At 60.4% G+C, this 23,807-nt stretch carries 22 protein-coding genes; 6 read left to right on the forward strand and 16 right to left on the reverse strand.

Annotated elements, in window-relative coordinates; genetic code table 11:
- Window positions 1-13: 13 nt before the first annotated feature.
- From fliT to AB4O25_RS10585, 14 genes are all read right to left on the reverse strand, one after another.
- Window positions 14-310, reverse strand: coding sequence for a flagellar protein FliT (gene fliT / locus AB4O25_RS10520; RefSeq protein WP_017527612.1), 297 nt, complete (start codon window positions 308-310; stop codon window positions 14-16).
- 25 nt (window positions 311-335) lie between these two features.
- Complete coding sequence (fliS, locus tag AB4O25_RS10525; protein WP_017527611.1) at window positions 336-725, reverse strand: flagellar export chaperone FliS; 390 nt, start codon at window positions 723-725, stop codon at window positions 336-338.
- 128 nt (window positions 726-853) lie between these two features.
- Complete coding sequence (fliD, locus tag AB4O25_RS10530) at window positions 854-2,221, reverse strand: flagellar filament capping protein FliD (RefSeq protein ID WP_017527610.1); 1,368 nt, start codon at window positions 2,219-2,221, stop codon at window positions 854-856.
- 83 nt (window positions 2,222-2,304) lie between these two features.
- On the reverse strand, window positions 2,305-2,652 hold the full coding sequence (locus AB4O25_RS10535; RefSeq protein WP_017527609.1) for a flagellar protein FlaG: 348 nt from the start codon (window positions 2,650-2,652) through the stop codon (window positions 2,305-2,307).
- A gap of 77 nt (window positions 2,653-2,729) precedes the next feature.
- Window positions 2,730-4,430 (reverse strand): flagellin N-terminal helical domain-containing protein, encoded by a 1,701-nt coding sequence (locus AB4O25_RS10540; protein ID WP_135196173.1) that lies wholly within the window; start codon window positions 4,428-4,430, stop codon window positions 2,730-2,732.
- 275 nt (window positions 4,431-4,705) lie between these two features.
- A complete protein-coding gene (locus AB4O25_RS10545) occupies window positions 4,706-5,635 on the reverse strand; it encodes a ketoacyl-ACP synthase III (protein ID WP_065878075.1) in 930 nt (309 codons plus the stop codon).
- 279 nt (window positions 5,636-5,914) lie between these two features.
- The gene (locus tag AB4O25_RS10550) at window positions 5,915-7,507 is read right to left on the reverse strand and encodes a flagellar hook-associated protein 3 (protein WP_135196174.1); all 1,593 of its coding nucleotides are present in this window, start codon (window positions 7,505-7,507) and stop codon (window positions 5,915-5,917) included.
- A 14-nt stretch (window positions 7,508-7,521) separates the two neighbouring features.
- Window positions 7,522-9,567, reverse strand: coding sequence for a flagellar hook-associated protein FlgK (gene flgK / locus AB4O25_RS10555; protein ID WP_068938085.1), 2,046 nt, complete (start codon window positions 9,565-9,567; stop codon window positions 7,522-7,524).
- A gap of 10 nt (window positions 9,568-9,577) precedes the next feature.
- On the reverse strand, window positions 9,578-10,849 hold the full coding sequence (flgJ, locus tag AB4O25_RS10560; RefSeq protein WP_032883425.1) for a flagellar assembly peptidoglycan hydrolase FlgJ: 1,272 nt from the start codon (window positions 10,847-10,849) through the stop codon (window positions 9,578-9,580).
- Window positions 10,850-10,853: 4 nt separating this feature from the next.
- Window positions 10,854-11,942 carry a flagellar basal body P-ring protein FlgI gene (locus AB4O25_RS10565; protein ID WP_032883431.1) on the reverse strand — a complete coding sequence of 363 codons (1,089 nt, stop codon included), beginning with the start codon at window positions 11,940-11,942 and terminating at the stop codon, window positions 10,854-10,856.
- A 27-nt stretch (window positions 11,943-11,969) separates the two neighbouring features.
- Window positions 11,970-12,665, reverse strand: a complete 696-nt coding sequence (flgH, locus tag AB4O25_RS10570) for a flagellar basal body L-ring protein FlgH (protein WP_010208725.1) — start codon at window positions 12,663-12,665, stop codon at window positions 11,970-11,972.
- A gap of 52 nt (window positions 12,666-12,717) precedes the next feature.
- Window positions 12,718-13,503 carry a flagellar basal-body rod protein FlgG gene (gene flgG, locus AB4O25_RS10575; RefSeq protein WP_017527602.1) on the reverse strand — a complete coding sequence of 262 codons (786 nt, stop codon included), beginning with the start codon at window positions 13,501-13,503 and terminating at the stop codon, window positions 12,718-12,720.
- Between the two features lie 57 nt (window positions 13,504-13,560).
- Window positions 13,561-14,301, reverse strand: coding sequence for a flagellar basal body rod protein FlgF (locus AB4O25_RS10580; protein WP_017527601.1), 741 nt, complete (start codon window positions 14,299-14,301; stop codon window positions 13,561-13,563).
- A gap of 230 nt (window positions 14,302-14,531) precedes the next feature.
- Window positions 14,532-16,094, reverse strand: a complete 1,563-nt coding sequence (locus AB4O25_RS10585; RefSeq protein ID WP_017527600.1) for a sigma-54-dependent phenylalanine hydroxylase transcriptional regulator PhhR — start codon at window positions 16,092-16,094, stop codon at window positions 14,532-14,534.
- A 257-nt stretch (window positions 16,095-16,351) separates the two neighbouring features.
- On the opposite strand from AB4O25_RS10585, the gene phhA reads away from it, so the two are divergent.
- The 3 genes from phhA (at window position 16,352) to AB4O25_RS10600 (ending at window position 18,792) form a co-directional block, all read left to right on the forward strand.
- On the forward strand, window positions 16,352-17,143 hold the full coding sequence (gene phhA, locus AB4O25_RS10590) for a phenylalanine 4-monooxygenase (RefSeq protein WP_460150844.1): 792 nt from the start codon (window positions 16,352-16,354) through the stop codon (window positions 17,141-17,143).
- A gap of 99 nt (window positions 17,144-17,242) precedes the next feature.
- A complete protein-coding gene (locus tag AB4O25_RS10595) occupies window positions 17,243-17,599 on the forward strand; it encodes a 4a-hydroxytetrahydrobiopterin dehydratase (RefSeq protein ID WP_003192995.1) in 357 nt (118 codons plus the stop codon).
- Entirely contained in the window at window positions 17,599-18,792 is a 1,194-nt protein-coding gene (locus AB4O25_RS10600; protein ID WP_017527598.1) for an amino acid aminotransferase, read from the forward strand. The genes AB4O25_RS10595 and AB4O25_RS10600 overlap by 1 nt, the downstream gene beginning before the upstream one ends.
- A 61-nt stretch (window positions 18,793-18,853) precedes the next feature.
- On the opposite strand, the gene AB4O25_RS10605 is transcribed toward AB4O25_RS10600, so the two are convergent.
- The gene (locus AB4O25_RS10605; RefSeq protein WP_065878084.1) at window positions 18,854-19,663 is read right to left on the reverse strand and encodes a UDP-2,3-diacylglucosamine diphosphatase; all 810 of its coding nucleotides are present in this window, start codon (window positions 19,661-19,663) and stop codon (window positions 18,854-18,856) included.
- A gap of 191 nt (window positions 19,664-19,854) precedes the next feature.
- Between AB4O25_RS10605 and AB4O25_RS10610 the strand changes: the two genes are divergently transcribed.
- The gene (locus tag AB4O25_RS10610) at window positions 19,855-20,739 is read left to right on the forward strand and encodes a DMT family transporter (RefSeq protein ID WP_017527596.1); all 885 of its coding nucleotides are present in this window, start codon (window positions 19,855-19,857) and stop codon (window positions 20,737-20,739) included.
- 131 nt (window positions 20,740-20,870) lie between these two features.
- Entirely contained in the window at window positions 20,871-21,152 is a 282-nt protein-coding gene (locus AB4O25_RS10615; RefSeq protein WP_017527595.1) for a hypothetical protein, read from the forward strand.
- A 41-nt stretch (window positions 21,153-21,193) separates the two neighbouring features.
- Here AB4O25_RS10615 and AB4O25_RS10620 read toward each other — a convergent pair whose 3' ends face one another.
- Window positions 21,194-21,481: an Rdx family protein gene (locus AB4O25_RS10620; protein ID WP_017527594.1), complete on the reverse strand. Its 288-nt coding sequence runs from the start codon at window positions 21,479-21,481 to the stop codon at window positions 21,194-21,196.
- Window positions 21,482-21,564: 83 nt separating this feature from the next.
- On the opposite strand from AB4O25_RS10620, the gene AB4O25_RS10625 reads away from it, so the two are divergent.
- The gene (locus tag AB4O25_RS10625; RefSeq protein ID WP_460150845.1) at window positions 21,565-23,754 is read left to right on the forward strand and encodes a patatin-like phospholipase family protein; all 2,190 of its coding nucleotides are present in this window, start codon (window positions 21,565-21,567) and stop codon (window positions 23,752-23,754) included.
- Window positions 23,755-23,807: the final 53 nt, after the last annotated feature.

The following is a 23,807-nucleotide window of genomic DNA, read 5'->3' on the forward strand; positions in this document are numbered from 1 at the left end:
TAACTGCGTCTGCTCAGCCGAAAAGATGGTAGACCTTTGACGCATTCTTCGCTTGGTTGATCTGCGACATCTCTTCAAAAATCGCCTGGCGCTCGCCCGTCGTCACCTCGAGCAACTGCTGGTAAACCGCCAACAGGCTCTCTAGCTTCTCGCGCAATGCAGCTTCGTCCACCGGTGGCTCACTGAGCACCTCATCAATCGCCGCGCGGCATCCCAGGTCCAACTCGCCAACGGCCTCCCAGTTGCGCTCAGCCAGCGCGCCGATCAGGGCTTCGCGGGTTTCGTCGATGCGTTGCAGTGCTTGGCTCATGATGCGTACCTCAAGGCGATCCGCCTTATTGTGGAGCGATGGCATCCCAGCCGGTCTTGACTGTGATCAGCAGACGGGCGACTTCGTCGATCATGTCGGCATCATTGACCTGATTAGCCTCTACCAAACGATTGCCCATGTAGTTATACAGCGCATCCAGACGCTGTATGGCTGCCGGATCTTCAGCTTTCTCCGGCTCCAGCCCATCGCGCAGGCCGGAAATAATTTCAATTGCCTTGCCCAGCATCAGCCCTTTTTGTGCAATATCACCGCGACTCAACGCCCCCTTGGCCTGCGCCATACGATCCAGACCGCCTTCCATCAGCATCTGCACCAGGCGATGCGGGCTGGCCTCGGAGACCTGAGCATGGGAATTGACCTTCTGGTACTGGCGAAGGGCTCTCATCGGGTTCATGTTGCTACCTCGTTACTGGCGACAATCGAATAGGTTTGCTTAACCAGTTTTTCGACCGTGGCGGCTAAAACTTTAATCCAGAACCACGCGCCAGGGCCCTGAAGCAGGGCCTGCCGGCGCACCGCCCATCAGCTCGACTTCGGATTATTCAGCGAGTTGAGGGTGGTCATGATGCTGGAGCTGCTGGAGTTGATCTGCGCGATCATGGTGTCCATGGCGGTGTACTTGGCCGTCAGGGATTTTTGCAAAGCATCCATACGCCGTGTCAGGTCGTCCGTCTCTTTGGTCAAGTCGGTCAACTTGTTATTCAGATCAGTGGCACGGGTCGCCAGGGTGCCCGTGGTGCCCACGTAGCTGCTGGTCGCCTTGTTCATGCGCGTGATCAAGCCAGTGTCGCCTGTGAACAGCTTGGCAATATCGCCAGCGCCCTTGACCACCGCCTTGTTCCACGCCGTATCGTCCAGGCTCAGCAGGCCGGTTTTCTGGTCAGTGGTGATCCCCATCTGCGCCAGGCTGGTCATGGTGCCCGCGCCGGAGCCGCTCACCAGTTCGGAACGCAGGCTGTTCACCAATTGACGCATCGAGGCATCGCCGGTCAACGCGCCTGCGGTGGTGGTCGAGGCGTCGCCGGTCGCGGTGACTTTGGTCTGGGTGTTGACGGCCGTCATCAGGGCGTTGTACGCGGTAACGAAGGACTGCACCGAGGTTTTCAGCGTGTCGGTGTTACTGGACACGGTGATAGTCGTCGGCTTGGCGATGTCGAATGTGTCCAACAGATCCAGGGTCACGCCACTGATGGCATTCGTGATCTTGTTGCTGGTGGATGACATGGCAACGCCATCAATGGAGTATTTGGCGTTAGTCGGCGCCGCACCCTTGTCATAACCGACAGCCAGTTGCGAGTCGCCTGTCAGGGTGATGTCGGTGCCTTCACCCATATTGGTCGAGGTCAACACGAGGCGCGCGCCGTTGGAGTCACTCAGCACGTTGGCGCTGATGCCCTGGGACGAGAACTGGGCATTGATGGACTCGCGCACCTGCTGCAAGGTCGCGCCGCCCGGAATCACCACGTCGTAGCTCTTGCCCGACTGGTTGATGGTCAGCGTCTGGTCTTCGTCCGTGCTGTTGGCCTTGCCCGATGCGCCGTCCGCATTGACGGCTGTAGTGACTTTCGAGGCCGTGGCTAGGCTGGCAATTTCCAATCGGTATTTGCCGCTGGACGCACCGTCAGTCAGGGTGACCTTAGCGTTTTTCTCTTCCGAAGAAGTCGCCGCCAGACCGTTGAAGGCCGAGGCATTGTTCAACTTGGTGATCGCCGCCTGGTAGGCTTCCAGCGCCGTCTTGACCGAACCAACCGCAGACAGCTGCACGGTGGCCTTTTTCTGCTCGCTGGTGATCTGAGCTTGCTTGGGTGCCTGTTCAGCCCCCACCAATGCCTTGACGATAGCCTGGGTGTCATAGCCCGAACCTGGGCCGGAAATCGTTGAACTAGCCATTTGCCATTCTCCTTGTTCTGCAGCGGCCGTTTTTTTGGCGCGAGCGCGCCCTGACCGCAATCAGAAACATGTTTCGTGCCAACTCAAGCCTTGCTGTCAAACAACAGGCTGCTGGCATCGCTCAGGTTCTGCGCCAACTTCAGCGCAGTTTCCGATGGAATCTGTCGAATTACTTCACCACTGTCAGTGGCGATCACCTTGACGACCACTTTGCCGGTGGAGTCATCGATGGAAAAATCCAGGTTGCGCTGTGAAGCCTGCACAAACTCACGTATATCGGTTACCGCTTTTTCCAGCGCAACGCGCTGTGGCTCTTCGCCTTGGACTGGCTCAATGCTGGCTGCAGGCTTGGCCTGAGCGACCACGGGTGTGGCGCTGGGCTGGACTGTGCCAGAGAGGTAAGGCGTGTTCAGCTTGATGCTCATGTCCATGTCACCACCTCCAAACTGAAAAAACGGAAGGGCACGTTGTTAAACGCACCCTCCCGTTATTTAACCGCTACCGCCTATTACTGAAGCAGCTTCAGAACAGAGGATGGCAGTTGGTTGGCCTGGGACAGGATCGCAGTGGAAGCCTGTTGCAGGGTTTGTTGCTTGGTCAGTTCAGCAGCTTCAGAAGCAAAGTCAGCGTCTTCTACGCGGCCTTTGGCAGCGGAGGAGTTCTGCGAAATGCTCTGCAGGTTGGCCACGGTGCTGGCGAAGCGGTTTTGTACGGCACCCAGCTGCGAACGCTGGCTGTCGATCTGCTGCATGGCGTCGTCCAGAGCCTGGATAGCCTGCTGCGAAGAAGCGGCAGTCAGGATGTTCAGGTCGGAAACGGTGGTTTCCATGGTCACAGCAGCCTTGGTGCCGGCAGCAGCGACAGTGGTCAGACCCAGTGCAGCCAGGCCAGTACCTGCGCTGCCGTCTTTAACGGTAATGTCTTTGTCAGCGAACAAGTTCAGAGTGCCGTCAGCGTTTTTGCTGGCTTGAACACCGGTGCTGGCGCTGTTGATCGAAGAAACGATCGCGTCAGCGGTATCGCCTTTCTTGAACTTGACTTCAACACCGTTGAGGCTGATCGAGGTATCTGCGGTCAACTTGGCCTGAGTAGTACCGGCGGACAGACCCAACTGCGACAGAGAACCGCTGGTGTTGTTGGCCAGCTTGATGTCAGCGCCCTGACCAGAGGTCACCTGGAAACGACCGTTGGTGAACGATGCAGTACCACCAGTACCGGCAGCGGTTGTCAGGCTTGTTACGACGCTGGCGATGGTAGCGTTCGCAGCCCAAGTCACGTTGTTGCCATTTACAGAAACCGAACCGGCAGCAGCCAGAGTGGTCGGGGTAGCGGCAGCGGTAGTACCAGCTGTCATGCCCAGAGCGGTAGGACCGGTAGCTGGGGTGGCACCAATGGTGATTGCACTGCTGGAAGACAGAGAGACAATGCCTGCAGCGGTTGTGCTTGCGGTAACGCCAGTGGTTGCTGTTTGTGCGTTGATAGCGGCGACAGCAGCGGTACCAGCAGCTGCACCAGCAGCAACTGCACCAGTGGCCAGAGTGATTGAAGTACCGTTAATGGTAATTGCATCACCAGCAGCAAGTGCAGTCGCAGCGGCGGAACCTGTAACAGTTGCCTTATCGCCAACAACCGAACCAGTAGCGGTAGCAGCTAGGCCAGTCATTGCAGCGCCGTTTACGGCAGCTTCTTTGTAGTTACCTTTCAGAGCGGTAGAGCTGATATCGGTCATACCGAACGAGATAGTCTCGTTGGCGTTGGCGCCGATCTGGAATGCTACGTTGTTGAACGAGCCATCCAGCAGGTTACGACCACCGAAGGTGGTGGTGCTGGCGATACGGTTCAGCTCGCCCACTTTAGCGGTGAATTCTTGCTGCAGGGAAACACGGTCAGCGTCGCTTTTATCACCGTTCGCCGCTTGCAGGGCGAGTTCACGCAGACGCTGCAGGGTGTTGGTGGATTCTTGCATCGCGCCTTCAGCGGTCTGGGCAATCGACACGCCGTTGTTGGCGTTGGAGATTGCAACGTTCAGGCCTTTGACCTGGTTGTTCAGACGGTTGGCGATCTGCATGCCGGCAGCGTCGTCTTTGGCGCTGTTGATTTTCAGGCCGGAGGACAGACGGTTCATCGACTGGCTCAGAGCGTCGGAAGCTTTGTTCAGGTTCTTCTGGACACCCAGGGAAGTGATGTTGGTGTTTACTGATAATGCCATGACGAAATCCTCGTTGATTGGATGCTGCGGCTTCCGGCCCTGGCAACCGCCGGGTGTGGCCTAGAGAACCTACGTAATAGTTATCGTCGTGGTAGCCGGTTGCTTGAGGGTTTTTTTGATTTTTTTTACTGGCGCGGTGCCACCCCTTGTAATTCAAGGGTTTAGACCCCCGCAAATACCCACTTTTACGGGTTTTTTTGGCGCCAAATAAAAAACGCCGATGATCTTTTGATCATCGGCGTTTGCTTTTGCGGTGAACGCGGTCTACGGCAGCCTCACGGACGATAAAGAATCGCCGACCCCCACGACAACCCCACGCCAAAACCACTGACTGCCACGCGTTTCCAGGTGGCATCCATCACGTGCTTTTCCAGCAGCAACGGAATGCTCGACGACACGGTGTTACCGGTCTCGACCATGTCCTTGATGAACTTGTCCACCGGTGCATCTTCGAAACGGCGCGCCACGGCGTCGACAATCGCCGCGCTGCCCTGGTGAATACAGAACGCATCGATCTCATCGGCCTTGAGGTCAGACTCGTTGAGCAGCTCGTGCAGATGCGCCGGCACCTTGAGCAAGGCGAAGTTGAAGACCTGGCGGCCGTTCATGAAGAACACGCCGTCGCTGACCTTCAAGTGCGGCGCGCCTGAACCGTCGGTGCCGAACTTGGCCTTGCCGAGCTGCCAGAAGGCGTCTTCGCCCATCCAGGTGGCGGTGGCGGCATCGCCGAACAGCATGGTGGTGTTGCGGTCTTCCGGGTCGACGATCTTGGAGTACGGGTCGGCGGTGACCAGCAGGCCGTTTTTCAGGCCGGCGGCTTCCATGAAGCCCTTCATCGCGTAGATGCCGTAGACATAACCGGAGCAGCCCAGGGAAATATCAAACGCGGCAACGTGGGTCGGCAGGCCCAGTTTGTCCTGGACGATGGCCGCTGTGTGGGGCAAGCCCTCTTCATCACCGTTCTGGGTGACGACGATCAGCGCGTCAATCGATTCGCGCTTCAAATCCGGGTTGTTGGCAAACAAAGCGTTGACCGCCTCGACACACAGATCGGAGGTTTCCTGCGCAGCTGCCTTGCGCGGCAGGAACGCGGAACCGATCTTGCCGATGATGAATTCTTCATCCTTGGCGAATTTGGCACCCTGGGCGTAGTTATCGATCCCGTCTACCGGCACGTAACTGGCGATGCTTTTTATGCCAATCATTGTGGCTTCCCAATACTAAATAGCTGGAGAACACCCCTCGGGCTACGCCTGGAGTGCTGACAATAAAGGGGATAACCCCGTAACAATCTCACTGAAAGCCGCCCCGCAAGGACCCTGTGACGACTTATCCTTTTCACACGATACAGTGAAGATGCGCTTTATGACTCACAGGTCACCTAATTGTGTGTGGTTTATGCAAAACCTTCAAACAATTAAGCCGCGAAAACGACAATGGCCCAGCCTGTTTCCAGGCTGGGCCATTGCATGACAGAGCGCCGATCACATCTTGTTGAACAGGCTCAACTGCGAGATTTTCACGAACGCCAGCTGCGACGCCTGCAGCATGGTTTGTTGCAGGCTGAGGTTGATGGCGGCTTCGGCGAAGTCGACATTGCCCAACGAATTCATGGTGGTGGTGTTGGCCAGGCTGAGGCTGGTGTTTTCCTGCACCTGAATATCCAGGGTATTGAGGCGCGCACCGATGCCCCCGCGGATCTGGTCGACCTGACTGTAGGCATTGGTCAGGTTACCGATGGACCTGGCCACCACATCCTTGAGTTCCTTTTGCGCTGCCGGGTTGCCATCCGACGGTGTCTCCAGGGTTTTACGCAGACGCCCCAGGGTATCGAGCACATTTTCATTCTTGTTGCTGGTGGCACCGACCAGGAACTGGTCACCGTCTTGCGGGTCGGCACTCACGCCCAGCGTGACGCCCGCCACTGTGATCGAGGTGGCACCGGCGGCGAGTGTATCGCTGGCAATGGCTTTGCTGTCGGCAGTGTATGGCTGGGCATAGACACTGTAAGCCCCCGCCGCGCCAAACTTGACCACCATGCCGGAGTTGGGAAAGGTACTCGAATAGGCCGCCGGATCGGTCACTGCGCCGCCCGTCAACTGCGCCGTGCTCGGGTTGCTCGGCGTACGGGATACGCTGAACGAGTCTGGCTTGATCGAGAGGCTGAACTCACGTCCCGCGACCACGGCGTCCGACGGCGCGCCCGGCAATACGCCTTGGCCCAGGTTCAAGCCGATATCGAACTTGACCCCACGCAGGTTGATGGTGGAAGCCCCTTCCTTGGTGGAATCGAAGGTGCCGTTGCCCGGGATCTCGGCGGTGATGTCCTGGCCGGCGGCGTCCTGGACGGTGTACTGCGTACTGCTGACAAACGTCAGCTTATACGGTTGGCCGTCGGCAAATTTAACGCTGGTGGTGCCTGAAGCGATCAGGCCCGCCGACACGGTGACTTTACCGTCATCCACATCCACAAGCGGGTTCGGCAGCACGCGCGTGGCTTGCGTACGCCCGGTGTTGGCGGCCGTCTCAAGCATGCTCTTGGCGGTATCACCCATCGAAATCGACAAGTTCTCCGCCACTTTCAGGGTCAGCGGAGTGTCGTCGCCCTTATACGTGTAGGTGCCGTCGTTGTTGCGCGAATACGGCGGGGTATCGGTCTTGCTTCCGGAAAACAGGTAATTGCCGCTGGCGTCCTTGGTGTTGAGCAGGCCCATGATCTGGTCTTCAAGGGAACCGACCTCAGCTGCAATCGACTTGCGGTCGGCATCACTGATACCCACGTTACCCGCCTTCAGGGCCAACTCACTGGCCTTCTGCACAGCGATATTGATGTTTTCCAGCACGCTGTCTTCGGTACTCAATGAATTTTTCAGCGTGTCGATATTGCCATTGAACTGCGCCAGCATATCTTTCTGCTGTTGCAGCATCAGCAACCGCGCCGCCGCCACCGGATCATCCGCCGCCGTTTGCACGCGCACGCCGCTGCTGGCCTGATCCTGGGCCTTCACCACGCTGGAATAATTCTGCTGGTAGTTGGCGGAGCTGGTTTCGAAATATTGCTGTGTAGAAATACGCATCTTCCCAGGCTCCCTTAAAGGCTATTGATCAATGTGGTGAAGGTTTCTTGCGCAGCCTTAATGATCTGTGACGATGCGGTGTAGTACTGCTGGAACTTGATCATGTCGCCCGCCTCGTCATCCAGGTTGACCCCGGACACCGAGTTACGCGCGGCTTTGTTGGCTGCCAGCAACGCCCCTGTCGCGGAAACATCAACGCCAGACTGGTTCGCCTTGGCACCCACCTGAGAAACCAGGCGGCTGTTGGCGCCGGTCAGGCTCACCCCCACGTTACCGTCGCCCAGGCCGACCGTGGCCTTGGTCTGCAGATCGAGCAACTGCTGAGCGTTACGGCCATCGGATTTGCCGCCACTGTTGAACGAAAAGGTCGTGCTGTCACCACCCGCCGGCGAACCGTTGATGGTGGTGTCGAATTTGAAACCGGACCCCGGGATCACGGCGCCAGTGGCGTCCAGTTCGGGCACATTCACGGTGATCTTGTTGCCCTGCCCCGGAATGATGGTGCCGGTACCCAGCGGTTTGCCCTGGGCATTGCTGATCGTGTACGACTGCGTGCCATCCGCCGCCGGCTTGTCGAAGACCATTTTTACCGGCATCAGCGCTTTGATATCCGTACGCAACTGCGCAGTCGCAGCGCCCCCGTGGATATCCAGCGGCACGGTCAACGACGGCTGGGTAAACGTGCCCGTGCCAGCGTTGGTCTTGCCACTTTCGCCAATCAGCGGCCCGGCAAACGCGAGCTTGTTGGCATCGACCATATCCACTCCGATGGCGCTGGCCCCGGTGGCGGTTGGACTGACCTTGAAGCTGTCCGGGTAGCTCATGGTGCCCTTACCATCAAGCGCCAGAGTGAAGCCGTCCATCGGCACCTGGTTCGCGGCCGTGATGTCGAAGGTGCCCATGGCCTTACCGTCGGAGCGCAGCACCGTCACCATGTTCGGGTTGGCCTGGTCGCTGAAGGTGACCTTGTAGTCGAATGTCGTGAGCTTACTGCTGTCGGTGATCGTCACGTTCAGGTTGCTTGCCGTCGCGCTGTTACCCGACGCGCCCTGGCTGCGTGAAGCGATGGCCGTGGCACTGTTGATGTCCTTGAACAGCGAGGTGCCGAATTCACCGTTCAGGTCCAGGCCCTGGCCCAGCTGATTGTTGACGGTGTCCGCGGTGGCCACGGCCAGACGGCCCAGCTCATTGATGGCGGGCATCAACGCATCGCTGCGATAACGCAACAGGCCACCAATGCTGCCGCCGGTGACGACCGAACCGAGGTCCAGGGTGGTGCCGCTGACATTCAACTGAATGGTGTATTGGCTGTTATCGCTTTTGCTCGGCACCGCCGAAATAGTGTTGGAAATACCACCTTCCACCAGCGACTGCCCGGTACCGGTGTTAATGCTGAACTGGCCGTTCTTTTCCGTCGCCGTCACGCCGATCAGCTCGTTGAGCGCACGCACGGCCTCGTTGCGCGAGTCCAGCAGGTTAGCCGGTGGGCTGCTGGCCGAACCCTGGGCCTGTTTGATCTGCTTGTTGAGCGAAGCGATCGAAGACGTCAGTTGGTTGACCTGATCGCTCATCGTGCTCAACTGGCTATTGATGGTTTCTTTTTGCTGGGTCAGTTGCGTCGACAGCGAGTTGAAGCGATTGGTCAGGGTCTGGGCATTGGCAACCAGCAGCTGCCGGGCCGAAAGATCATTGGGGTTCGAAGACGCCGTCTGCAACGTTGCGAAAAACGTGCTGAGGACCGACGACATGCCCGTGGTGCGATCCGACAACAGCTTGTCCACGCTGCTGACCTGCCCCAGGTACGCATTGGCATCGGCACTCAGCGAGGTACTGTTCTGATACGCGGCATCGAGGTACTCGTTGTACACCCGGCGCACATCCGCCAGGGTCGTACCGCTGCCGATAAACACACCGCCGAACTGGTTCGACGCATTGGCGGTCTGACTGCTCTGCTGGCGCGAATAGCCCGGCGTATTAACGTTGGCGATGTTGTTACTCAAGACCGACAACGATCCTTGAGCGGCGTTAAGACCCGACATCCCGATATTGAGCAAACTCATGGTTCAGACCTTATAAATGAGTGGTCGCGCCAGCGGCAGCGTAATTCTGGTAACTGTTCATCGTTTTTGCGATCTGCGAAATCTTGCTGGCGTAGGCCGGGTCGGTGGCGTAACCGGCTTTTTGCAACTCGCGCACAAACTGTTCCGGGTTGTCGGCCGACTTCAGTACTTCTTTATAGCGATCATTGCTTTGCAGCAAAGTCACCAGGTCATGGAAGCTGTCCTGGTAGGAGTCGTAGGAGCGGAACTGCGCCGTTTCCTTGACCATCGCCCCATCACGAAACTCGCTGGTAATCGCACGTGCCTGGCCGCCCTGCCAGCTCTGGCCGGCCTTGATGCCGAACAGGTTGTGGCTGCTGCTGCCGTCCTCGGCGCGCATCACCGATTTGCCCCAACCGGTCTCCAGGGCGGCCTGGGCCACCAGGTACTTCGGATCGACACCGATGCGCGCAGCGGCCGCCTTGGCCATCGGCAACATGGTGGCGACGAATTCATCCTGTGAACTGAACGCCTTTTTCGCCGGCGCCAATGGCGGCTGGGCCACGGCGCGACTGTAGATCTGCATGCGGTCGCTGGGCACGGCAAAGCTGCGCGCGGCGCTGTTGACCACGTTGTCTTGCAAGGCGCTGTTACGCAGCGGCGCGGCCTTGGCCTCGCTGGCGGCCTGGGTGGTCGGCACGATGCCGGCGAGCAGGCGATCGGTCAGCTTGCTCGGCAAGGCGATACGGCGCTGGTTCATCAGCTCCATGTCGTTGCTGTGGGCAGCCGCGGCACCGGCCTGGGGCTCGGCTACGCGGTAAGCCCACAGCGGGCGCTGACCATTGGAGCGGCCCAGCGGCCCGGTGGCCTGGGTGCCGGCGGCAATTTCGGTCGGCACATCGGCTTTTTTCGCAGGCTCGGCAGCCGCCGGGCCCTGCAAGGTGGCCGCCTGGGCGTCCACCGGTTTGTTCTTCTGCATCTGGCGCATCAGCACGTCGGCCAGGCCGATACCGCCGCCTTCGCGGGACATCGACACGGCCAATTGCTGGTCGTACATCTCCTGATACTGCTTGGCGGCCGGGGTGTTCATCGGGTTGTCCTTGCCCAACACCTCGGTGGCCGAGCGCATCGACTTGAGCATCTCGTTGAGGAACAGCGACTCGAACTCCTGCGCCACCTTGCGCATGTTGCCTTCGCTGTTCTTGTCGTCACCGACCTTGAGCTGGTTAAGCCGGTTCAGGTCGGAGTAAGACCCCGAGTCCGCCGTGCTGGTAAGACCGCTCTTGCGCATATCCATGACCATGGCCTCAGATCACGATCAGGTCGGCTTGAAGGGCGCCGGCCTGTTTCAAGGCTTCGAGGATCGCCATCAAGTCGCCGGGGGCTGCGCCCACCTGGTTCACCGCGCGGACAATTTCATCCAGGGTGGTACCGGGGCCGAACTTGAACATCGGCTTGGCTTCTTGCTGGGCATTGACCCGCGAGCGTGGCACCACGGCAGTCTGGCCATTGGACAGCGGCCCGGGCTGGCTGACGATCGGGTCTTCGGTGATGGTCACGGTCAGGCTGCCGTGGGTCACCGCGGCCGGCGACACCTTGACGTTCTGGCCGATCACGATGGTGCCGGTACGCGAGTTGATGATGACTTTGGCCACGGCCTGGCCCGGGTCGACTTCGAGGTTTTCCAGGATCGACAGGTAATCCACGCGCTGGCTTGGGTCCAGCGGCGCGGTTACACGGATCGAGCCGCCATCGATGGCCTGGGCCACGCCAGGGCCGAGCATATCGTTGATCTTGTCGACCACGCGCTTGGCGGTGGTGAAGTCGGAGCGGTTGAGGTTCAGGGTCAGGCTGTTGCCCTGGTTGAAACCGCTGGGCACGGTACGTTCCACCGTGGCGCCGCCGGGAATACGACCGGCCGACGGTACGTTAACGGTGATCTTCGAGCCGTCACGGCCCTCGGCGTCAAACCCGCCCACCACCAGGTTGCCCTGGGCGATGGCGTAGACGTTGCCGTCGATACCTTTGAGCGGCGTCATCAGCAAGGTGCCACCACGCAGGCTTTTCGAGTTACCGATGGACGACACGGTAATGTCCACCGCCTGGCCCGGCTTTGAAAACGCCGGTAATTCGGCGCTGATGGACACTGCCGCGACGTTCTTGAGTTGCACGTTGCCCGAGCCCGCCGGCACCTTGATGCCGAACTGCGAGAGCATGTTGTTGAAGGTCTGCAGGGTGAACGGGGTCTGAGTGGTCTGGTCACCCGTACCGTTGAGCCCTACCACCAGGCCGTAGCCGATCAACTGGTTGGACCGCACGCCGGAGATGCTGGCGATGTCTTTCAGGCGCTCGGCCTGGGCGACAGCGCTCAACGAGAGCAGGAGTGCGGCCGCCATCAGCTGTTTGAGTTTCAAAGTGGCCACCTAGAAAGGGAACAGCGGGCTAAGGAAGAAACGGTCGAACCAGCCCGGCTGGCTTGCATCAGCGAACGCGCCGGTGCCGGAATAGGTAATGCGTGCATCGGCAATCCGCGTGGACGGCACGGTGTTGTCGGTGGAGATGTCATCGGCGCGCACCATGCCGGCGATGCGTACCAGCTCGTCACCGGTGTTGAGGGTCATCCACTTCTCACCGCGCACGGCGATGATGCCGTTGGGCAATACATCGGCCACGGTCACGGTGATCGAACCGGTCAGGCTGTTGCCCTGCCCTGCCGCGCTCTTGCCGTTGGTGGCACGGTCGCCGCTGTAGCCGGCGCTCAGGCTCAGGTCGCCATCGCCCAACGGGTTATTGACGTTGGGCACCGCACCGAACAACGAGGTCAGGCCAATGCCCGCCTTGCTGGTTTTACCCACCTGGGAGTTGGCGTTCTTGCTCGCCTGGGTGCGCTCGTTGAGGGTGATGGTGATGATGTCACCGACCCGGAACGCCTTGCGGTCGCTGTACAGGTTCTGCTCGAAACCGGCCTGGTAGATCGAGCCATTGTTGGCCGCCGCCGGCAACGGCGTGCGCGGCAACACCGGCGCGTAGTACGGGTCATTGGGTTTTGGCGTCGGGGCGACGCAGCCCGCGAGCACGGCAATCCCACTCAATGCCAGAACGGAAACATAGCGATTCATGACCCTACCTCACGGTGTTGCAGGCGCCCTCAAGAGCGCCCCATAGACTTGATTACAGATTCTGCGTTACGAACGAAAGCATCTGGTCGGCGGTGGAGATCACCTTGGAGTTCATCTCGTAGGCGCGCTGAGTGGTGATCATGTTGACCATCTCTTCAACGGTGCTCACGTTGGACGTTTCCAGGGTGCTTTGCAGCGTGGTACCGAAACCGTTCAGGCCAGGGGTGCCGATTTGCGGCGCGCCGCTGGAGGCGGTTTCCAGGAACAGGTTGTTGCCCATCGCCTGCAGGCCGGCCGGGTTGATGAAGTCGGCGGTTTGCAGGTTGCCGATCACTTGCGACGCCGGGTTGCCGGCCACGGTGATCGACACGGTGCCGTCGTTGCCGACAGTGAAGGTCTTGGCATCGGCCGGCACGATCACGGCCGGTTCCAGGGAGAACCCGTTGGCGGTGACGATCTGGCCATTGGAGTCCAGGTGGAAGGTACCGTCACGGGTGTAGGACGTGGTGCCATCCGGTTGAAGGATCTGGAAGAAACCACGGCCGTTGATGGCCATGTCCAGCGGCTGGCCGGTCTGCTGCAGGTTGCCGGCGCTGAAGTTTTTCTGGGTGCCGACAATTGCCACACCTGTACCCAATTGCAGGCCCGACGGCAGTTCGCTGTCCTGGGTCGACTGGGCGCCAGGCTGCTTCTTGATCTGATAGAGCAGGTCCTGGAATTCGGCGCGGTCACGTTTGAAACCCGTGGTCGACACGTTGGCCAGGTTGTTGGAAATGGTGGTCAGGTTGGTGTCCTGGGCGGACAGGCCTGTTTTGGCAACCCATAGAGCCGGAAGCATGCTGTTCTCCTCTGTGCGCCTGTTTGTTGGCGCCGTGCTGCGAAATTAGTGAATGACTTAGCTCATCTGCATGACGCGAGTCATGGCCTGGTCGTCTTCCTTGGCGCTGTTCATCATCTTGATGTGCAGCTCGAATTGCTTGGAGAGCGCCAATACCGCCGTCATTTCTTCCACAGCATTGACGTTGCTCGCCTGCAGGAAACCCGAGGTCAGCTTGACGCTCGCATCGACCACGGCCGGCTGGCCATCCTTGGTGTGGATGGTGCCATCGAGGCCCTTGTTCATGTTCTTGAGGTCCGGCTGGACCAGCTTGATGCGGTCTACCTCGGCCATCACGCGCGGGCCTTCGCCCATGGCGCGAATGCTGATGGTGCCGTCGGCGCCCACTTCAATCTTCTGCTGCGGCGGTACGGCAATCGGCCCACCGTTGCCCATGATCGGCATGCCGTTACCGGCACGCAGCACGCCCAATGCATCGACGTTCATGCTGGCGCTGCGCACGTAGGCTTCGCCGCCATCCGGGGTTTGCACGGCCATCCAGCCATCACCATTGACGGCCACGTCCAGGTCACGACCGGTTTCGATCATCGCGCCAGGGCTGAAATCGGTGGCTGGGCGTTCGGTCATGGCAAACGCCCGCGCCGGAAAGCTGTCACCGAACACCGGCATCGAACGCGCCTGTTCCAGGTCACGCTGAAAACCGTTGGTGGAAATGTTCGCCAAGTTGTTGGCATGGGCCTTCTGCGCCAGTGCATTCTGGCTGGCGCCGGTCATTGCCACATAAAGGTACTTGTCCACACTCTTTCCTCTTTCTGACGCAGGCTTGCCGCCTACCGCTGTACTGAGGAGGCTTAAGCAATTTGCGAACCAACTTCTCAAAAGAGGACGAAGCCCAGCAACCACGGGGGCTTGCGCAAAGGCATTAAAAAATATGGAGGGAGGGATAGTCGAAAAAAACGGCGGACTACTGCCGCTTACGGCAACGGCGCAGATCAATGTGAGAGGGTGTAGCCCCCTCCCACCTTGGGTTATTTGTCGGCCTTGAGAATCTCGTAATCGCGCAGTTTGTTGGCGATGGTGGTATGCGACACGCCCAGTCGCTTGCCCAATTGCCGACTGCTGGGGTGCTCGGCATACAAACTTTCCAGCACCGCCTTCTCGAAGCGCCCGACAATCGCCTCCAAGCCGCCCTCCAGGGAAAAATCGCCAAGCGGCTGACGCACGCCATAGTCCGGCAGGCGAATATGCTCAGCCTTGACCGTCCCGCCCTCGCACAACGACACCGCCTGGAACAGCACGTTTTCCAACTGCCGCACATTGCCCGGCCAGTGGTAGTGGCTGAGCTTGTCCATCGCGGCAGGCGCCAACCTGGGCAGCGGGCAGCCGATCTGCCGACTGGCCTGATCGAGAAAGTGCTCGACCAACGGCGCCAGGCCATCGAGGCATTCGCGCAGTGGCGGAATATGCAACGACAGCACGTTGAGGCGGTGATAGAGGTCCTGGCGGAATTCGCCACGGGCGCACAGTTCGGACAAATCGACCTGGGTCGCGCAGATCACCCGCACATCCAGGTACACCTCCTCATCGCTGCCGACCCGTCGGAAGCAGCCGTCCTGCAGAAAGCGCAGCAATTTCACCTGCAGGCGCGCGCTCATTTCCCCGACGCCATCCAGAAACAACGTACCGCCCGCCGTCAGTTCCAACAGCCCCAACTTGCCCTCGGCCCGCGCGCCTTCAAACGCGCCAGGTCCATAGCCGAACAGCTCGGTCTCGGCCATCGATTCGGGCAAGCCGGCGCAGTTCAACGCCATCAGCGGCGATTGGCCACGCGGGCTGGCCAGGTGACAGGCGCGCGCCAGCAGCTCTTTGCCGGTGCCGGTTTCGCCTTCTATTAATAGAGGCGCGTCCAGCGGTGCCATGCGCCGGGCTTCACGCACCACCGCCGCCATGACTCTGGAACTTTGGAAAATGCTGTCAAAGCCGCGCAGCTCCTGCTTGCGCACGTTGTAGATGCGCTCCCCCACACGGTCGGCGCGGTGCAGGGTCAGCACGGCGCCGGCCATGGCTTCGCTGTCATCGTGCTCGGACGATTGCAGCGGCGCGATATCCGCCAGGAACACGTCGCCCTTGACCTTGACCCGCAGGCCGTTGATCCGCGATTTGCTCGCACGCACCAGCTCCGGCAGGTCGAAATCCTCGGCATAGCGCGACAGCGGAATGCCCGGCACCTCGTCCACCCGCACACCGAGCAACTGCGCCGCCGCACGGTTGGCGGCGACGATGGAGCCGCCCATATCGATGGACAGCACCGGGAACTCCAGGGCGCCGAGCAACGCGTTGAGTTCCATGTGTCGACGCTCGCTGGGCATCAGCCCTACCCTTTTCACGCCAAACACCCCGGCAATCGCTTCGAACTGCGGGCGCAGTGCCTGGAACTGCATGTTCACCAGGTTCGGGCAAAACAAATAGATGGCATTGCCATGTTCCCCGCCGACCTCGCCCTTGGCGACGTTGACGCCGTACTCCACCAGCAGGTTGAGAATGTCCCGCAGGATGCCGATGCGGTTCTGGCAGTGCACTTTGATACGCATGAAGAGGCTCGAACAATGGGTAGGCGCCGCGTCTTTTTGTCGCTGGGCGCAGATAGTCGTCAAGATTATGTTACAGCCTGTGAGCTTTTCACAGCCCGGCGCGGCGATGGGCTACAGAAACGTAACGAATACTTTACGAAAAGCCGCGTCTTTCCCTACAAGAACACCGCGCAGGCGGGTGGAATCCTGCCCTTCACGGGTTATCAATAGGTACATCGCAGGACATAACAAGAACGAATGCCTAGCAGGAGAACCGTATGAAGCAGACGCACTACGTGGCCCGCGAGCCCGATGCGCAAGGTTTTATCCACTACCCGCCGGAAGAACACGCGGTGTGGAACACCCTGATCACACGTCAGTTGAAAGTGATCGAGGGTCGCGCCTGCCAGGAATACCTGGACGGCATCGACAAGCTCGGCCTGCCGCTGGACCGCATCCCCCAGTTGGGCGAAATCAACGCCGTGCTGGCCGAAACCACCGGCTGGCAAGTCGCACGGGTACCGGCGTTGATTCCCTTCCAGACTTTTTTCGAATTGCTCGCCAGCAAGCAGTTTCCGGTGGCGACCTTTATTCGTACCCGTGAAGAACTGGACTACCTGCAAGAGCCGGATATTTTCCACGAGATCTTCGGCCACTGCCCCCTGCTGACCAACCCCTGGTTCGCTGAATTCACCCACACCTACGGCAAACTCGGCCTGGCGGCCACCAAGGTGCAGCGGGTGTACCTGGCGCGCCTGTACTGGATGACCATCGAGTTCGGCCTGGTGGACACTCCCCTGGGTCGACGCATCTACGGCGGCGGGATCCTGTCGTCGCCCAAGGAGACGGTGTACAGCCTGTCCTCCGAGCCCGAGCACCAGGCCTTCGACCCGCTGGAGGCGATGCGCACGCCGTATCGCATCGACATCCTGCAACCGCTCTATTTTGTGCTGCCCGAGCTCAAGCGCCTGTTCGAGGTAGCCCAGGAAGACATCATGGGCATGGTCGAACGTGGTATGCGGCTGGGTCTGCACGCCCCCAAGTTCCCGCCCAAACCCAAAGCCGCGTGAACCACGATTTTTATGGCCAGGTGAGCCTTTTCCCTGGCCCCGCGTTGCTTTAGGGTGACGCTCACTGATCTTCAATCATTCGAATTCAGGACACCGCACATGACCACCTTGAACCAAGCCCACTGCGAAGCCTGCCGCGCCGATGCCCCACAGGTCAGCGATGAAGAACTGCCGGTACTGATCAAGCAGATCCCCGACTGGAACATCGAAGTACGCGACGGTGTGATGCAGCTGGAAAAAGTCTTCCTGTTCAAGAACTTCAAGTTTGCCCTGGCCTTTACCAACGCCATGGGTGAAATCTCCGAAGCCGAAGGCCATCACCCAGGCCTGCTCACCGAGTGGGGCAAAGTCACCGTGACCTGGTGGAGCCACTCGATCAAGGGCCTGCACCGCAACGACTTCATCATGGCCGCGCGCACCGACGAAGTGGCCAAGACCGCCGAGGGCCGCAAGTAATGCATTTCGATGCCATTGGCCGCGTACCCGGCGACCCGATCCTGGGGCTGATGGACCTGTACGCCCAGGATCCCAACCCGAACAAGTTCGATCTGGGCGTGGGCGTGTACAAGGACGACCAGGGCCTGACGCCGATTCCCCCTTCGGTGAAGCTGGCGGAGCAGCGCCTGGTGGAGCGGCAAACCACCAAGACCTACATCGGCGGCCACGGCGATGCAGCCTTCGGCGCGTTGATCAGCGAACTGGTGCTCGGTGCCGATTGCGCGCTGATTCGCGACCGCCGTGCCGGCGCCACCCAGACGCCTGGCGGCACCGGCGCCCTGCGCCTGAGCGCCGACTTTATCGCCCACAGCCTGCCCGGCCGGGGCGTGTGGCTGAGCAACCCGACCTGGCCGATCCACGAAACCATCTTCGCCAAGGCCGGCCTCAAGGTCAGCCACTACCCCTACGTAGGCGCGGACAACCGCCTGGATGTAGCCGCGATGCTGGCAACATTGGCCCGCGTACCCGAGGGTGATGTGGTGCTGCTGCATGCCTGTTGCCACAACCCCACCGGTTTCGACCTGTCCCGGGATGACTGGCGCCAAGTGCTGCAGATCGTGCGCGAGCGCCAGTTGCTGCCGCTGATCGACTTTGCCTACCAGGGTTTCGGCGATGGCCTGGAGCAAGACGCCTGGGCCGTGCGATTGTTTGCCGCCGAACTGCCGGAAGTGCTGGTCACCAGTTCTTGCTCGAAGAACTTCGGCCTGTACCGCGACCGGGTCGGCGCGCTGATCGTGTGCGCCGCGGATGCCGAGAAGCTGACGGATGTACGCAGCCAACTGGCGAATATCGCGCGCAACCTGTGGTCGACGCCGCCGGATCATGGCGCGGCCGTGGTCGCGACCATCCTCGGTGATGCCCAGTTGAAAAAGCAGTGGAGCGACGAGGTCGAAGCCATGCGTTCACGGATCGCGCAGTTGCGTTCCGGGCTGGTGGAGGCGCTCGCGCCCCATGGGCTGGCCGAGCGGTTTGCGCATATTGGCGCGCAACGCGGGATGTTTTCCTACACCGGTTTGAACGCCGAGCAGGTCAAGCAACTGCGCGAGAAGCACAGTGTGTATATGGTCAGTTCGGGCCGGGCCAACGTGGCCGGGGCGGATGCAACGCGGTTGGCGCTATTGGCCGAAGCGATCGCCGACGTCTGCAACTGAACAAACCGGTTCAAATGAGGGAGGGGTTTTCCACCTCCCTCATTTGGACTGTGGTTGGCCTTCAGCTTGCGACCATCTCAGCCTTGAGCAGTGCCTCTCTGGCCTGCGCATCCGCCAGCCGATACAACTCGATATGCCCATCCCAGTGCTCGATCAGCGCCGTGCACGACTCCACCCAATCCCCACAGTTGAGGTAGTCCACCTCGCCCACTTTGCGGATCTCCGCATGGTGGATATGCCCGCACACCACGCCATGCAATTCGCGCTTGGTCACTTCGTGGGCGATGGCTTCTTCGAAATCGCTGATAAAACTCACGGCGGTTTTGACCTTGTGCTTCAAATACGCCGAGAGTGACCAATAGCCATAGCCGTACCGTGCGCGCCAATGGTTCAGCCAGCGGTTCAAGGTGAGGGTGAACTCGTAGGCCGAGTCGCCGAGAAACGCCAGCCAACGGTGATAACGGGTGATCACATCGAACTGATCGCCATGGATCACCAACAGATGACGGCCATCGGCAGTCACGTGCACCGCCTCATCGACCAATTGGATATTGCCCAGGATCAACTTGGAATAGCGGCGCAGGAACTCGTCATGGTTACCGGTGACGTAGATCACCTCGGTGCCGCGCTTGGCCATGGTCAGCAGGCGGCGGATGACGTTGGTGTGCGCTTGTGGCCAATACATGCCCCCGCGCATTTTCCAGCCGTCGATGATGTCACCCACCAAGTACACTTTGTCGGCGTGGTAGCCCTTGAGGAACTGCGACAAGTGTTCGGCCTGGCAATCCCGGGTGCCCAGGTGCACATCGGAAATCCATAAAGTACGTACGCGCTGTTTACGGCTGGGCTGGGTGAGCTCGGCACTGGTCATGGGCATCCCTCGACGCTGTTTTGGCGAGCTTGCGCCCTGGCGATTAATAGCCCATGACAGCTGTGCGTCAGTCTGATGACAGCGACGAGCCTGTTCGGCCGGGTTTGGCCAAACGCGCTGCAACCCACAGACATCGGCATGACCAACCCATTAGACTGCGAGGCTGTTAGCTCGTTTGCTCAAGGATCGCAATGACTCCCCGCTCAGCCCTCGGCGCCCTGCATATCGGCGCATTGATGTTTGGCCTCACCGGCGTCTTCGGCAAGCTGGCGGCCGCCTCACCGTCGATCATCGTATTTGGGCGCGCCCTGTTTGCCGTGCTGGCGCTGGCGGTATTCGCCCGATTTGCCAGCAACACCGCGTGGAAAACCCTGGAGCGGCGCGATTGGCGCCGCCTGTTGGTCAGCGGCGTATTGCTGGCGGCGCATTGGGTGACGTTCTTCATCGCGGTCAAGGTGGCCGGTGTGGCCGTCGCCACGCTGGGGTTCACGGCGTTCCCGGCGTTTACCGTGATCCTTGAGGGGCTGATTTTCCGCGAACGCATCCGCGCCAATGAAATCGTACTGGTGGTACTGGTGAGCGTTGGCCTGGTGCTGGTCACCCCGGACTTCAACCTGGCCAGCGAAGCCACCGGTGGCTTGCTGTGGGGCATCGCCTCGGGGCTGCTGTTCTCCCTGCTTTCGCTGAACAATCGCGCCAGCTCCGGGCGTATACCGGCGGTGCAGGCGGCGTTGTGCCAGAACGTGGTGGTCGCGGTATGCCTGCTGCCCGTGGCCGCGCCGGGCCTGATGCAAGTAAGCGCGCTGGACTGGTTGTGGATCGGCCTGCTCGGCGTGTTCTGCACTGGCCTGGCCCACAGCCTGTTTGTGGCCAGCCTCGCGGTGATCAAGGCCCGTACCGCCTCGGTGGTGTTTGCCATGGAACCGGTCTACGGCATCACGGCGGCCTGGCTGTTGTTCGCCGAAACGCCGACGCTGCGCATGCTGCTGGGCGGCGTGCTGATCATCGTCGCCATCGTGCTTTCGGGGCTGCTGGGCAGCGCCAGCCAGGCTAAACAACCGGCTGCAACGGCCTGATCTATACTTTAAACATCCGCAACAGTCTGTAGTCGTTCAACGGATAAAGACCGCTCGACGGCAGCCATGGCGTTTTCTGAAGTTGCTGCACGTGGGTGGTTATCCCTCAACGCGATGCAGGAGCTTTAACCATGGAAATGCTCATCAGCTTGCTGGTTCAGGTGATCAGCGGCGCCGTCGGCGGTAACCTCGCCGGCATGACCAAACAAAGCCTGGGCACCGGGCTCAATACCACTCTCGGTGGCGTCGGCGGCCTGATCCTGGGCCAGGTTGTTTCGGCGCTGACCGGCACCTCCGGTGGCGAAGCACTGGATGTGGCGGCGGTCGGCAGCAATATTGTCGGCGGTGGCGTCGGCGGCCTGGTGCTCACCTGGGTGGTAGGCTTGATCAAAAGCAAGATGGCCGAGAAATAACGGCGCACCACCGGGTCACCGCCCAACAGCGGCGGTGACTTTTACTGCGTACGGTCGTTGTGCCCCAGGTCGCGCTGCGGGTCGATCCGATCGCGCACGCGCTGCTTGAGCACCTTGGCTTCGGGGAAACCACCGTCCGCCTTGCGCTCCCAGATCTGCACGCCATCACAGGTGATGCGGAACGCCCCACCGCTGGCCGGCTCCAGCGACACCTTGGCCAGGTCATCGCTGAAAGTGCTCAACAGCTCCTGGGCCAGCCAGGCCGCACGCAACAGCCACTGACACTGGGTGCAATAGGTGATGACGATCTCGGGTTTGCTCGCGGACATAATTCAGAAATTCCTGGCGTAACGAGGGATGAGGGTCAGGCGGCTATAATAGCGGCCTTTATCGCCCAGCCTCGAGATTCACGATGTGCCGCCTGTTGCCCTACCTGTTTCTGTGCCTCATCCCTCTGTTTGCCGATGCCGTCGAAGCCCCACGCCCTAAAATCGGCCTGGTGCTGTCTGGTGGCGCCGCCCGTGGGCTGGCGCATATCGGTGTGCTCAAGGCGCTGGAGGAACAAGGTATCCACATCGACGCCATCGCCGGCACCAGCATGGGCGCGGTGATCGGCGGGCTGTACGCCTCGGGCTACAAGATCGATGAGCTGGAAAAACTCGCGCTGAGTATCGACTGGCAGCAGGCCTTGTCCGATGCGCCGCCGCGCGAAGACGTGCCGTTTCGGCGCAAGCAGGACGACCGTGATTTCCTGGTCAAGCAAAAGCTGAGCTTTCGTGATGACGGCAGCCTCGGCCTGCCGCTCGGAGTGATCCAGGGCCAGAACCTGGCGCTGCTGCTGGAAAGCATGTTCGCCCACAGCAGCAACACGCGTAATTTCGACAAGCTGCCGATCCCCTTCCGCGCCGTGGCCACCGATATCACCACCGGCGAAAAGGTGGTGTTCAGCAAGGGCCACCTGCCCCAGGTAATCCGCGCCAGCATGTCGATCCCGGCGGTGTTCGCCCCGGTGGAGCTGGACGGCCGCCTGCTGGTGGATGGCGGCATGACCGACAACATCCCCCTGGATGTGGCACGGGAGATGGGGGTCGATATCGCCATCGTCGTCGATATCGGCACCCCGCTGCGCTCGCGCAAACAACTGGCAACGGTGGTGGACGTGCTCAACCAGTCCATTACCCTGATGACCCGGCGCAATTCCGAAGAGCAGCTCAAGGCGCTGAACCCCAAGGACGTGCTGATCCAGCCGCCCCTGGCCGCCTATGGCGTGACCGACTTCGGCCGCGCCAAAGACATGATCGACGCCGGCTACCGTGCCACCCGCGCCCTGGACTTGCGCCTGGCCCACTTGCGCCCCGCCGAACCCATCGACCCCACACTGGTGGCCGCGCGTACACCGGGCGAACGCACCCCGGTGATCACTGCAATCAAGCTGGAGAACGACTCGAAAGTCAGCGACGACGTGATCCGCTACTACATCCGTCAACCGCTGGGTGAACCGCTGAACCTCGGCCGTTTGCAAACCGACATGGGCACCCTGTATGGCCTGGACTACTTCGATCAGGTGCAATACCGCGTCGTGAAAAAAGGCCAGGACAATACGCTGGTCATCAGCGCACGCGGCAAACGCAGCGGCACCGATTACCTGCGCCTGGGCTTGAACCTGTCGGACGACATGCGCGGCGACAGCGCCTTCAACCTCGGCGCCAGCTACCGCATCAATGGCATCAACCGCCTCGGCGCCGAATGGCTGACGCGCGTGCAGATCGGTGATCGGCAAGAACTGTACAGCGAGTTCTACCAACCGATGGACGCCGGTTCACGCTACTTTATCGCGCCCTATCTCAGCGCCCAGGCGCAGAACGTCGAGTTGATCCTGGACAACGACCCCATCTCCGAATACCGCCTGGAACGCTATGGTTTCGGTTTGAACGTGGGGCGCCAGATCGGCAACAGCGGCGAGATCCGCTTCGGCGTCGGCGAGGCCTGGGGCAAAGCCGATGTGCGCATTGGCGACCGCGACCTACCGAGTTTGAGCTTCAACGAGGGTTTCTATGAGTTGAAGTATTCCTTCGACTCCCTGGACAACGTGTACTTCCCGCACACCGGCGAGGACATTGGCCTGGCCTTCCGTGAGTTCGAGCCCGGCCTGGGCTCGGACCAGCGTTACCGGCAGTGGGAATTCAAGCTCGACAAAGCCATGAGCCACGGCCCGGACACGTTGGTGCTGGGCGGTCGCTACGGGCGCACCCTGGATGATTCGGACGTGGTGATTTCCAGCTTCCTGCTGGGCGGTGCGCGGCAATTGTCGGGCTTTCGCCAGGATGCGATTTCAGGGCAGAACATCAGCCTGATGCGCGCGGTGTACTACCGCCGGCTGACGCCGCGTTCGTACCTGCCGCTGGATTTCCCGCTGTACCTCGGCGCGTCGCTGGAACGCGGTCGGGCGTGGAACAACGACAATGAATTCGATAGCGGTTATATCAACGCCGCGAGTATTTTCCTGGGGTTTGATACACCGCTGGGGCCGCTGAATTTCAGCTATGGCTTCAATGATGATAATCAGAAGGCGGTGTACCTGAACCTCGGGCAGACGTTCTAGAGCCCTACGCAAATCAAATGTGGGGGGTGGTGATGAGCGGGACTTAATGAGGT

The sequence above is a fragment of the Pseudomonas sp. S3_A03 genome (assembly GCF_054668275.1).